The following is a 12461-nucleotide window of genomic DNA, read 5'->3' on the forward strand; positions in this document are numbered from 1 at the left end:
AAGTCAACGCTCTTCTTCCAACTGATCCAAATACTTCTCAAATCGCTTTTTCTGCCATTTATTTATATACTCCAAGAAAATATTGACTAGCAGCATAAAGGGAAAGTGAATGACAAACGTAATAAAAATAACAAATAGAAACATGGGGTGAAAAACACTGTTATGATAAATAACATGATTCAGTTGGAAATTCTGGCAGGCAATCAAAAGAGTTAGAGACCCCGTCCAAGCTGCTATACCCCAAATAGTCAGACTGAAACTATTGTAATAATTGGCTCCCAGATACTGAGCCCGAAAGAAGAAATATAAGCAGGCGATAATGATCAAAACCAAGAAGGGCTGATAGTTAATGGCTCTAGCATTCATAGCTACAGAACCAGCATATAAGGCTAAACCACCATACAAGAAGAGACTAAAAGCCTCCATACCAGCCTTATTAACCAGCTGCTCTTCCCGCTCGTCCAAGATCTGTCGTTTAATAAGTTTAATTTTCATGACTAGTCCTTTCTCTATTCAATCCAAAACAATTGATCCAGCGTCTTATTGAGACATTTGCAAATCGCTAAGCATAAACTGAGACTGGGATTGTACTTACCTGCCTCAATCAGGCCAATGGTCTGGCGGGTCACTCCGATAGCATCTGCCAAGTCCCCCTGGGTCATATCATGCTCAGCTCGTGCCATTTTTAGTCTAAGATTTTTTGCCATGGTCATCGTCCTTATCATTTTTCTTCTTAGTTGCTATGCCTAAAAGTGCACAACCAATTGTAATATCACTGCCAGCAAAAATAAGAAAAGTCTGATTTTGATTGTTCAGTCCTATAACCAAAAAAATGATACCCAAAACAAGCCAAATAAGTGGTGAATATATATTTTTGATGTATTTCATATCGCTTCTCCCTTCATTTTTATAAGTCTATTATACAATATATTTTAAATAATGCAATATATAAATTACATTTTGTTTTTTATTTTGTACAAAAAAAGACTGGGAATTCTCCCAATCTTTCAATTTTTGATGTAATCAATCCTTTTTCAGACTTCCTGCGCGGGTGCGGGTGCGAGCGTAAGCAGTCAGCAAGACTGTACCGATGACTGCTACTGTCGCAGAATTCACCAGAATTGCTACAATACTTTGAGCAATAACCTTATTGACCGGCTCACCAGATACAATCACGTCACCAATCGGGCCGATTAGCCAAGCGATTGCATTGGCTCCAAACTGAATCAAGTTAAAGCGGATAATATCCTTGACTTCAAATTTGCCATCTTCTACTTGGAAGAATTTTCTAAAGAAACCAACCAATAGACCAAAGACTCCGCTGCCAGCAATCCAGAACCACCAAAGTCCGCCACCACTCATAGCGTCTTTAATGGCATGGCCAATGAAGCCCATCAGGAAACCGACAATTGGTCCAAAGATGACGCTAAAAAGAGCTTGCAGAGGGTATTGGAGCTGGATACTGGTATTGGGTACAGGCGTTGGGATATTGATCATTCCGATGACCACGAATAGGGCAGCTCCAATTCCTGTTGCGACTACGTTTCTGATTGTATTATTTTTCATTTTCTTCTTCCTTAATTTTCAATTCTCTTGATTTCAATATGCCACTGGGCACCGACACCAACATTGTAGGCCTTAGCAAAGGAACCTTGGTTAATCGCTAAGCCAACCCGATAGAGGGAGTTGATATAGAGGATAGGCTGGCCGATGCGGACATCCGCAAAGGACTTGCCATAGGTTACTTGGTTTTGATAGACCAGCATGTCATTATTGTAAATAGTAACTTCAAAGCGGTCGCCAAATTCTGGTTTCAAGGTGCAGAATTCCTCGCGGGTAATAGAGGTCCAGAGAGAGCCGAAGCGAACATCCAGGATATCAATAGCTCCGCTGACATAATTCTCCGCCAGCGTGGTCTCAACTACCTGAATTTCGACAATGTCTTCAACTTTTAGCTCTGGTCCAACTTCTTCAAAGCTGATATGGCCGCTGGCTAGCTTGGCACCTGTATAGGCATAGACATCACGGCCGTGGAAAGTGTAGGAATGCTCCGTATCCTTACGGCGATTTTCCACTTCAGAAATTTCCCGAATGGCCTCAATGCCGACATGCTTCTTGATGAAAGACAGGGTGCCATTGTCAGGCGTGACGATGTACTGGCCCTTTTTAGTCTTGGCTACGACACTCTTACGCTTGGAACCAACGCCCGGATCCACTACTGACACAAAGGTCGTTCCTGCTGGCCAGTAATTAACTGTCTGAAAGAGACGATAGCTTCCCTCAAAGATATTATAAGGGGTGATATCGTGAGTCAGATGATGAATTTTCAGAGTGGGCGACTCTTCTAGCGCTACTCCTATCATGGCTGACACAGCTCCATCTACCAGACCAAAGTCCGACTGGAGTACGAGTAAATTGTTCATGTTTTCTCCTTAGTTATATTTACAATAATATTTAGACTGAAGCTGACTTGGAAAGTCTAGCTTTAAGGATTTTCCTTCCTAACAGGAATCCAAGTAAAGCGCCCAGTAAAATGCTAACTACAAACCAGAGGACTAAGCTAGGTTCTGGCTTAAGCATGACCTGCTCAATATAAGCCTGAGTCTTTCCTCTGGCAAGAAGACTAGCTTCGTACTGCTTGGGTGCCAGCCACATTAGGAAAATAGGACCCGCTGTGCTAAAGCTGAAAACCATAAAAGCCAGCAAGCTTCTAACAGTCTTTTGATAGCCGCCTGACCGAGCTATAAGATCCGCTAAAATACCACAAATCAAACCAGGTAGAAAGGCCCCAAAGCCATGTCGACTAAGCAGAAAGAAGAGACCCAGCAGACAACCTAGGCCGCTGATCAGACCGAAGGTCTTTATTTTCTCAGTATAGAAGATAAACAGAACTCCGCCAAAGAAAGCTGTAAAAGCTGGAGCGTAAAACATATTGCCTGAGCGGTCAAATAAAAGCCCAATCAAGACGCCTAAGATCATGGCTAAAAAATAAAAGAGGTAAAAGAAGCCAGCCTGCTTTAGTTTGTCTTTTCTTATAGAGTATAGCATAAGTCTTCCTTTCCCGCTAGTTAGCTTGACGGTAACTGCCAATCAAATCTTGAATGAGCTCTATATGTGTATAGTAATCAGCAATTTTCACATTCTCATCTCCGCCATGGTCTCGGCTGTTGGCATTTCCAAGTCCGAAAGCTGCCATAGGAACCTCCAAGGCTTCATAGACCGTGTGCATCGGACCAGTTCCAGCTGAAGTCGGCAGTACAGAGACGCCCTCTTGATAATAATCTTTAGCCAGCTCGATAAGATTAAGAATGGATGGTGCGCTCATGTCGCTGCGATAGCTCATCTCTCCCAAGGTATAGGTCAGTTCAACAGCCGGATAGCCATTCTTGTCCAGCTGCTGACGAATCTTGTCTAACACATCCTTTGGCTCCAGACCAGGCACCAGACGAACCTCCATCTTAGCCTGGGCCTCTGAAGGTAAAATAGTTTTAACCCCTTGGCCTTGATAGCCTGATCCGAAACCTTCAATATTTAGAGAAGGCTCAAAGTAAAAGCGACGGAGAAATGCCTTCCGCTCGTCCAATAGAACCGGCAATTTCAAGCCATAGACCTGACTCAACTCTTCAGGAGTCCGCAGGGCATATTCCTCAATTAGGGCCAGCTCTCGTTCATTTGGCTCTTGAATCTGCTCATGAATGCCTTCAACTAGAATGCGGCCGTCTGGACTGCGCAAGCTGGATAAAGCATTGAGCAAATACCAAGAAGCTGAATTGATAACACCACCGAAGCTGGAATGAATGTCTACATCTGCACTTTTGACCGTCATGTCAAAGGTAACAATTCCCTTGTTACCGCCTGAGATTTCTAGCTGTCCAAGATTGTTGCGGCTGCCTTGCTCCCAAACCAGCAAATCCGCTCCTCGCAGGCGTTTGCGATGCTTGGCCAGATATTTATCCAAATCTGTCGAAGCAGACTCTTCTGCCCCTTCCATCATAAAGATGATATTGACTGGCAAATCACCATGCTCTCGAATATACTTGCGAACAGCCGTCAGACGAGCAGTAATGTGCCCCTTGTCATCATCCACTCCTCGCCCATACATAACCCCATAATGAACAGACAATGTAAAAGGATCATTTGTCCATGGCTGGTCATCGTCTGCCGGCACTGTATCGTAGTGGTTGTAGAAAATAATAGTCTTAGCAGCAGGATTTGAAGAAAGAAACTCCGCCAAAATAAATGGAGCAGTATAGCTGTCGTCAATCATGACCTTGGCACCTGCAGCTGTAAAAATCTCTCCTAAATAATTGGCTACTTCCTGAAGACCAACCTGCTGGGCAAAGATTGATTTTTTAGAAATCAAGGTCCGCAGCACTTCAAAATAGTGCTGGGCTACCTCGTCGTTTTCAAATTTCTTGATTTGTTCAGTCTCAGTTGAGAAAGGCATGCGTTACTCCTATTAACAGCAGATAAAGGGCTGGGGAAATCAGCTTCCCCGCCCTTATCGTATTTCTTGTATCAAAGTCTAATCAGCCAAATGCAGACTGGACTTGATGGGATTTCTTACTTGATGTCTTTTGCATCTGGCAGGTAAGAGCCGCCAAAGAATTCTTGTGATAGTTTTTCAAGCGTACCGTCCTCATAGAGTTCCTTGATTCGCTTGTTGACAAATTTTTGCAGGTCTTCCTGACCGCTTGCAATAATCGGATAGACATAAGGCTGCTGGTCGCTTGGAAGTTCAATCACTTCCAGATTATCCAAGCCTTGGTCTTTGATAATAGACTCTACAGTTATGCGCTCAAAAATCTTATAGTCCGTACGGCCGTCATTGAGATTGGCCAAGATTTGCTGAATGGTGCCGTCCGTATAATTGATTTTTGTCGGATTATCGCTATGTTCCTTGTTATAGTCCTCTAGTTGCTGAGCTGTTGAAGTCCCCTGAACAACCTCAGTAGACTTGCCGCCAATGTCATCAAGCGATTTGATTCCCTCACCCTTACGGACAACTAAAACTGTTGGATTTTTCGCATATGGACTAGCATAGAGATATTTGTTAGCCCGTTCCTCGGAATAACTGATATTATTGGCACCGATCTGGTAACGGTCACTGTCCAGACCTGAAAAGATAGAAGCCCACTTGGTCTTATTGAAATTGACTTCATACTTGTCTGAGTCCTTAAAGATAGCACGAAGGACTTCGATATCGTAGCCAGTCAGTTTACCGTCTTTATCCTCGTATGAAAATGGTTTGGTCGTTCCCACTGTTCCGACTTCTACCTTTGTTTTCTCTGTTTTCTTCTCACTTGATGATGAGCAAGCCACCAAGGCACCAAGGGCCAAGACACTGACGGCTGCTAGAGAGAAGTATTTCAAGGTTTTCTTCAGGTTCATATTTCGAATTCCTCCTAAAAAGTCTTTCTTTATCATATCAAATAAGGAGAAACTTGACCATTATATATTTTTTATGGAGGTGATAGCTTTTCTTTATCAGCTTTGAGGCAGTCATTTACTTGACTTTCTGCCTGTAGTACTGCAAGAGAAAGAGGGCACTTTCGACATAGTAAGGAACGGAAACTTTGAAGGCTTCGTCGTCAATGACCATGCTGTCGTGATGGAGGTCAGGAGCATTTTCCGCACCATTTGAGCCGATAAAGGCAAAGACGCCTGGAAGCTTCTCCTGATAAAAGGCAAAATCTTCTCCAGCCGAGGATGGACTGGCAGGCAGGACCTTAGCCAGATTCTGTGAGTGCTCATAGAGCAGATCAGCCAATTCGGGATCATTATAGGTCACTGGCGGTGTATGGTCCCAAGAAATCCTGACTTGAGCACCAAAATTCTCCGCTGTATTCTCTACAATTCGGATAAAGTCTTCCTTGAGACGCTGCTGCAAGGTCGGATTGAAGCTGCGAATCGTCCCTTCAAAAAAGCCCGACTGCGGCAGTACATTCCAGGTTGCTCCTGCTTCGATATGAGTCACAGATAAGACAGCTGCTTCAAAAGGAGACACTGTGCGAGCCACTAGAGCCTGCAGGTTTTGAATCATACTAGTCAAGGTCAATACTGTATCAACCCCCAAATCCGGTCTAGCCGCATGGCTGCTGACACCTTCTACTTCAACCTTGAACTTCTCAACCCCAGCCATCATGGCTCCAGCTTTAAGTGCCAGCTGCCCCGCCTTAAGCTGGGGCATATTGTGAAAGCCGATAATCGCAGACACATTGTCCAGCAAACCAGTCGCAAGTACCTGACTGGCTCCCAGAGAAGTTTCCTCAGCCGGCTGGAAAATCAGACGGATTGTCCCTCTCAAATCTCCTTCCATAGCCTTGAGCAGCTCCGCTGCCCCCAAAAGGCTGGTCTGATGAAAATCATGGCCGCAAGCGTGCATGACGCCTGAATTCTGACTGGCATAAGGTAGACCTGTCCGCTCCAAAATGGGCAGAGCATCGATATCAGCCCTCAGGGCAATAACCGGCTTGCCAGAGCCAATCTCGGCAACCAAGCCCGTTTTCAGACCGGATTCCAAAATCCTAATCTCCAAATCTTCCAGATAGCCTTTTAGAAAAGCCGTCGTTTCAAATTCCTGCCCAGACAGCTCTGGATGCTGATGAAGATAATGCCGCGTTTGCATCAGTTTATCATAAAATTTTTTCATGGCCGACTCCTTTACTCGAATACACCTATCTATCAACCAGTATAGCACAAAGCTGGACGCGGATACAAAAATAGAGAGCAAATAATCAATAATTAGCCCTCTAATTTTGCTATTATGAGATATCGCCTTCGAAAGAAATGACAATGGATTCATAAGAAAAATCACGCTCCAAGACCCATTTGCCATCTGTCTTGACAAATTTCAGCTGATAATCTCGTTCTGGGGTGAGAAGCGGCCGTGAGTCCAATCCAGCCATCATGTCATCAGCATAATTCTTATCTTGTGCTTTATAGAATTCCGAAAGATTCGCATACTCAGAACGATGCTTATCAGAAAACTCTTTACTGTAGTTCAGGATGGTTTTGCTTAGACTGACCGTTCTCGGTTTAATCTTGATCACTATCTCATTCGGCATGTACTGGGCTACTGTATAAGAAATTTCGGAGCGTTTTGCATTATTTTCCACATAGGCATCGATAAAGGCATTGACTTCCTTATCAGTAAAGGGATAGTCATGCAATTTACGTTTGAAGTCTTCAGCAAAAGCTGCTCTAAAATCATTTTTATCTTGCTCCAAATTACCGCCTAAGACAAAATCTTCCTTGCCCTTGGATGACTTTGCCTTGTCTTTGCTTTTGGCGTCTCCACCTAAGAAAACGGCATTCAGATAATCAGAAGCTAATTTCTTTGAATCTTCGATTTGATCAGGATAACTCGAAGGATCAACATTTAGCTTGATTTCTTTGCTTTTCTCATCAGCATCATAAGTTTTCTTCTCATAGTGCAGTTCATATTTTTTATCCTTTTCAACCTTAAATACAAGATAACCAGACAGAGTCTTTCCCTTAGCTAAATCTTCATATTTTAGTATTTTAAAGTTTTCTGCATCATCATAAACTCCGACCGGTTGGATTTTCTCACCTTCTAAATCGTAGAAACCAATGTCTGAGGAGGAAATCATAATTTTTTCATCCGTTTTATTCTTAATTTCCAATGACAAAGCCAAGTATTTTGAATCAGCGGCCCCGTTGCTTGGCAAAATAAACTGGCCGTCCTTAATCTTGATATCTACCTGTCCATTGCTGGCTACTTTCTTGTCCTTCTTCTCCTGACTTTGCTTACTTGTAAGATCCTGATTTGGAGTCGGAAGCAAGGCACAGGCAGTTAAGCTCATTCCTGCTAAAAGCAAGGTTGTGTATTGAAATACTTTTTTCATCATTGTCTCCTTAATAACTTAATAATATGACCTTTCTATTTTACCATACTTAGCTGCGCTGGTAAATACAGTTTGAGGCTTCTCATCACAGAAAAACCTGTAGCTCCAACTACAGGTCAAGTATCTTTAGAATCCATCTACATTCGTATAGATTTTTTGGACATCTTCGTCGTCTTCCAAAACGCTATAAAGTTTTTCAAAGGTTTCGAGGTCTTCACCAGTCAACTCTACTTCAGACTGAGGAATCATTTCCAGCTCGGTTACTTGGAATTCTTGAATGCCAGATTCACGCAGAGCCACGATAGCCTTGTGAAGGTCAGTTGGCACTGTATAGACAGTGATGCTTCCTTCTTCTGCTTCAACATCATCAACATCCACATCCGCTTCCAGCAGCTGTTCAAAGACGCTGTCGGCATCGTCACCCGCAAAGACAATCACGCCTTTATTATCAAAAAGATAAGATACAGAGCCGCTAGCTCCCATATTACCGCCATTTTTACCAAAAGCAGCACGAACATTGGCTGCAGTCCGATTGACATTTGAAGTCAGAGTATCGACAATCAGCATAGAACCGTTTGGCCCAAATCCTTCATAGCGGCCTTCAGTAAAGGTTTCGTCGGTGTTTCCTTTTGCCTTATCAATAGCTTTGTCAATAACATGCTTCGGCACCTGAGCCTGCTTAGCTCGGTCAATAACAAATTTCAAAGCTGTGTTAGACTCTGGATCTGGATCACCTTTTTTAGCCGCTACATAGATTTCTACACCAAACTTAGCATACACTTTTGAGTTTGCGCCGTCTTTGGCCGTTTTCTTTGCCACAATATTGGCCCATTTACGTCCCATTGGAGATTCTCCTTTTGATAAATTACATTTTTAATCTTTCTTATTATAACACAGGGAATCAGAAAAATCACTAAGAAAAAATGATAGCTTTTAGAAGAACCAGCTTGGTTTCTTTAACTTTACACCTATTTCTATTCCATAAAAAATCCAGTCGCCAAAAGAGCAACTGGACGGTACATTCTATTTCCCGAAACCGGCAGGTCTGTCATAACGGACCTTTGCGAAATCCATCAAAAATATCACTGATAATTTTTCACAATAGGCAAATCGGGTTTGCACCTGCTTAAGCAGTCAAAAACATCCTCTATTCTGCCATCCAAAAATGTGACATCTACTCGGATGGACTTGCCATGATAAGGCTTGACATATAGGTAGTCTCTCCGATAGCGCCTGACCCCCAGTCGAAAAGAAGGCTGCCCATCAGAAGTTCTGCCCCAAGCCGGCCGGTAAAAGATGCTTTCTAGCTGATTCCAAGCAAAGCTATGCTCTTTCAAGAAAGCACCTCGCACGCTCAAGCCCCATTCTGTTCCCGCAAGAACAAAGCACTTTTTACTCAGCTTGCGCCCCGCATGGACTATTGCAAAGATTTCGACTATAGCAGTCATGAAAAAAGCAAGTATAAAAGGCAAACTGAACGTGCGTATTCCTGCTCCAGGCATGGCCTTTTCGAAAGAAAATAGTATAAAGTAAGCTAAAATTCCAAAAATAATGCTTAAGGCTAAAAAGACAGATGCCAAGATGACTATAGTCAAATAGAATCCTCTACGATAGCGAAAAGCAAACAATAAAGGCATGACTTTTCCTTTCTTTCTCAGCTAATTCTTTAGAAATAATTCTGCTTATGCTTTACTGAGGCGCTTTAAATTCATCTTCCTCTACCTTATTCCAGTCAGAATATTGAGTATCTGTTTGAACATCCAAACTACCTTCTTCACCCTTATAAGATAGACCTAGCTTAAAGTCTTTTAAGAATAAGGTCTTTTTATCCAAGCGTACTTCTAACTTCTTATCCATATCAGCCTGAGTAACACCTGTTAGCTCTAGTTTGAATTCTTCACCAAAAAGCCCCAGCAAGTCAGCGTTTTTACTGCTTAATTTAAAGATATATTCATCACCGCTTTCCTTTACAGTGACATCATCAGCCATTTGATAAAAGCCATCCATGAGTTTGAAATAATCGGGCTGAACATAATAATCTGCTCCGCTTCCCATTTCTTGCTTAGACCATGTTCCATTTTTAGAAGAACGAGTATACAAAAGTTTATTCTCTCCGCCTGGCATAATCGCTTCTTGATAACTCTCCTGACCGCTCTCTTTTCCATCTATGATTAAATGCCCCTTGGCCAGCTCATCCGTGCTTTTATCATAGAGAAGATCCCCGCTCATCGTTTGAGTTTTATTGGAATCATCTACAGTGATAGATAATTTCACCTTCATTTTCATTGAAGTTAGATCTTCATTCGCAGTTTCTGCTTTCTCCAAGAGTTCTTCAATATCGTCAGAAGAAGTATTCTTCTGGCTCTCACGGGAGCTATTCTCAGTCCCACCTTGATTCTTTTGAGAATGCTTCTGCCCAATCAAGCTACAAGCACCTAAACTAAGCGTCAGTAAAGCTGTAAGTGCCATAAAGGTAATCTTTTTGAATTTCATGAGTCTTCCTCCTTTGAAACATGGATAGGAAAGATAAGCATTCAATCAGCACAGCAATGTTTTATTGACCGAATGCTAGCTTTCATACCTACAGTCAAACCGCTAAAAAGCAAATCATGCTCCTTAGTGAAAACAAATTTATTTGTTTATTATACCATTTTTTATTTACCGTCGCAAACAAAGCAAAAAGGCTGAACATTCAGCCTTACTTGTCTCTCATAATCGGAACCCGTCCAAAATTCTGTTCCCTAAGTGCAGAGTTGCCTAGTTGATAGACCTTATCAGCCTGCTGGGTTAGACCATCCCATGGCTCCTTGCCGATACGGCTGACTAGTTCAACTTTTCCCTTAAGCTGGGACAAATGCTGGCGCCCCTGCTCGGAAAAGCCTAAAATATGAACACCTGACGGAAGCTCTTCTTGCCTAGCTCCGACTAGGATATAGGTCAGCAGACGCCGAACCCTAGCCTTGGTATAGCGCTTGGTTGCTACCTGCTCAACTAGCTCTCCTATGGTCTCACTGCTTTTCAAGGCCACTCTAATCCTGACGGCCAACTCCTGATTGACCTGATAAAAGTCTGTTAAATCCGGACAGGTCACTATCTGGTAACGAAGATAAGGAAAGAGGTCTGCCCAAGTCACCTTTGCTGCCGTCTCGAGCAAGTCATAAGCCGGAGTGAATTTTTTGAGAAAGTCTGGCTGATCCAGATTCTGACGAAGGGCAGTTGCGGAAGCAAATCCCTGATTAGCTGATAAGGAATGATAACCAGCGCCCTGACGTTGAATCGGGTACAACTTTATAGTTTTTCCCGCCACAGCTTTGGCATAGGCCAAGCCCAAGATATGGTTGGGCGTAGAGCCTGAGAAATTGAGCCCTGCAAACTCCTGCCACATAGCCTGAGTCTTCTGGGGATAGGATAGGGAGTCAGGCAGTCCAGCCAGGTAAGCCTCCATCTGCTCTGCCTTTTCACCATAGACCTTGGAAATACTCTCATAGTCCAGCACTTCCTCAGTTCCAAACATTAGATGATCAATGCCCAGTCTCTCTAAGATGTCTACTGCCCCCTTAGCGAAAAAGTCTGCCGCCTGAACGCTGACTAAGAAAGGCAACTCAAGGACCAGATCCGCTCCAGCTTCCAAAGCCATCTGTGCCCGAGTCCACTTGTCCACGATAGCCGGCTCCCCTCGCTGAACAAAATTACCACTCATAGCGATAATTTTCAGACCAGAAGCCTGCTCCAGCAGATATTTGTGCCCATTATGAAAAGGATTAAACTCTGCGATAATACCGGTAACTGTCATCTCATTTCTCCGCCACAAAGAACCAGCGAACGCTCTTGTCAGTCGGCTCCTTGTCCTCAAAGTCCGCATAAACCTTGACATTCTTAAAGCCAGCCTGCTCCAGCAAGATATCATAGGTCAGGATCTCATAGGTCCGCTCCTCATGCACCTCATCATGGCGCGTGAAGCGCCCATCTTCGTCTTGGACAAAGAAGGTCAGCTCATGCACGATGGAATGAGGCGGTTCGTCCGCATAAGAATCCCAGACCATAGCAAAGGTTTCAGCATTTTCATGATAAGAATAGTCTGGAAAAACCTCGTCAATCTGGTAAATCGAGTGCACATCAAAGATAAAGCGGCCCCCTTCATTTAGATGCTGGTAGACTTGAATGAAAACCTGACCGACATCGACTTCGTCTTCCATATAGCAAATCGAGTCCGAATAACAAGTCACCAAATCAAACTGACCGACGCCACTCAAATCCAGCATATTCCCTTGTATAAAGGGAATGTCCAAACCAGTCTCTCTGCTACGCTTTTCTGCCAACTCCAGCATTTCCTGACTCAGATCCAGCCCCGTCACATCAAAACCAGCTTGCTTAAAATAAATAGACTGAATGCCCGTTCCACAGGCCAGCTCCAGCAGCTTTTTCTTATCCTTGGGAAAATGACGCAGGCTGAAATCCGTCCACTTTTCATACAAAGAATCATCCATAATCGCATCGTAAACCGACGCGAAGGTTTCATAAGTTGCCATACTTTTCCTTTCAAAAACAGCCCAGCCAGCAGGCTGACTGAGCCGAATTCTGCTTTCTGCCTAA

The 12461-nt window shown here is 43.4% G+C and carries 15 protein-coding genes; all 15 read right to left on the reverse strand.

From position 1 onward, the window contains the following. Nucleotides 1-3: 3 nt before the first annotated feature. The 15 genes from O3627_RS04450 to O3627_RS04520 all read right to left on the reverse strand — a co-directional run bounded on the left by O3627_RS04450 (nucleotide 4) and on the right by O3627_RS04520 (nucleotide 12397). The gene (locus O3627_RS04450; protein WP_125381913.1) at nucleotides 4-495 is read right to left on the reverse strand and encodes a DUF6773 family protein; all 492 of its coding nucleotides are present in this window, start codon (nucleotides 493-495) and stop codon (nucleotides 4-6) included. Nucleotides 496-509: 14 nt separating this feature from the next. Next, entirely contained in the window at nucleotides 510-707 is a 198-nt protein-coding gene (locus tag O3627_RS04455; RefSeq protein ID WP_002896268.1) for a helix-turn-helix transcriptional regulator, read from the reverse strand. Next, nucleotides 691-888 carry a hypothetical protein gene (locus O3627_RS04460; RefSeq protein ID WP_125381915.1) on the reverse strand — a complete coding sequence of 66 codons (198 nt, stop codon included), beginning with the start codon at nucleotides 886-888 and terminating at the stop codon, nucleotides 691-693. The genes O3627_RS04455 and O3627_RS04460 overlap by 17 nt, the downstream gene beginning before the upstream one ends. Before the next feature lie 135 nt (nucleotides 889-1023). After that, nucleotides 1024-1566, reverse strand: coding sequence for an ECF-type riboflavin transporter substrate-binding protein (locus tag O3627_RS04465; RefSeq protein ID WP_002907093.1), 543 nt, complete (start codon nucleotides 1564-1566; stop codon nucleotides 1024-1026). An 11-nt stretch (nucleotides 1567-1577) separates the two neighbouring features. Further along, entirely contained in the window at nucleotides 1578-2423 is an 846-nt protein-coding gene (locus O3627_RS04470; protein WP_002896272.1) for an S-adenosyl-l-methionine hydroxide adenosyltransferase family protein, read from the reverse strand. A gap of 31 nt (nucleotides 2424-2454) precedes the next feature. Beyond that, nucleotides 2455-3048, reverse strand: coding sequence for an MptD family putative ECF transporter S component (locus O3627_RS04475; RefSeq protein ID WP_111676255.1), 594 nt, complete (start codon nucleotides 3046-3048; stop codon nucleotides 2455-2457). Between the two features lie 16 nt (nucleotides 3049-3064). Next, on the reverse strand, nucleotides 3065-4447 hold the full coding sequence (locus O3627_RS04480; protein WP_125381916.1) for a M20/M25/M40 family metallo-hydrolase: 1383 nt from the start codon (nucleotides 4445-4447) through the stop codon (nucleotides 3065-3067). Nucleotides 4448-4563: 116 nt separating this feature from the next. Beyond that, nucleotides 4564-5391: an amino acid ABC transporter substrate-binding protein gene (locus tag O3627_RS04485; protein ID WP_125381918.1), complete on the reverse strand. Its 828-nt coding sequence runs from the start codon at nucleotides 5389-5391 to the stop codon at nucleotides 4564-4566. Nucleotides 5392-5506: 115 nt separating this feature from the next. Next, the gene (locus tag O3627_RS04490) at nucleotides 5507-6652 is read right to left on the reverse strand and encodes a M20 peptidase aminoacylase family protein (protein WP_125381919.1); all 1146 of its coding nucleotides are present in this window, start codon (nucleotides 6650-6652) and stop codon (nucleotides 5507-5509) included. 112 nt (nucleotides 6653-6764) lie between these two features. After that, entirely contained in the window at nucleotides 6765-7871 is a 1107-nt protein-coding gene (locus O3627_RS04495) for a DUF4352 domain-containing protein (protein ID WP_185756088.1), read from the reverse strand. A 123-nt stretch (nucleotides 7872-7994) separates the two neighbouring features. Further along, nucleotides 7995-8711 (reverse strand): YebC/PmpR family DNA-binding transcriptional regulator, encoded by a 717-nt coding sequence (locus O3627_RS04500; RefSeq protein ID WP_061592138.1) that lies wholly within the window; start codon nucleotides 8709-8711, stop codon nucleotides 7995-7997. Nucleotides 8712-8950: 239 nt separating this feature from the next. After that, nucleotides 8951-9316, reverse strand: a complete 366-nt coding sequence (locus tag O3627_RS04505) for a hypothetical protein (RefSeq protein ID WP_185756105.1) — start codon at nucleotides 9314-9316, stop codon at nucleotides 8951-8953. Nucleotides 9317-9557: 241 nt separating this feature from the next. Further along, nucleotides 9558-10361: a DUF6612 family protein gene (locus O3627_RS04510; RefSeq protein WP_125381922.1), complete on the reverse strand. Its 804-nt coding sequence runs from the start codon at nucleotides 10359-10361 to the stop codon at nucleotides 9558-9560. A gap of 205 nt (nucleotides 10362-10566) precedes the next feature. After that, a complete protein-coding gene (locus tag O3627_RS04515) occupies nucleotides 10567-11661 on the reverse strand; it encodes a nucleotidyltransferase (protein WP_048772591.1) in 1095 nt (364 codons plus the stop codon). Between the two features lies 1 nt (nucleotide 11662). Further along, complete coding sequence (locus tag O3627_RS04520) at nucleotides 11663-12397, reverse strand: class I SAM-dependent methyltransferase (RefSeq protein ID WP_048772590.1); 735 nt, start codon at nucleotides 12395-12397, stop codon at nucleotides 11663-11665. Nucleotides 12398-12461 lie beyond the last annotated feature (64 nt).

Origin of the sequence: Streptococcus sp. 27098_8_82, assembly GCF_041431615.1 — a bacterium.
GTDB classification, from domain to species: Bacteria; Bacillota; Bacilli; order Lactobacillales; family Streptococcaceae; genus Streptococcus; species Streptococcus sanguinis_K.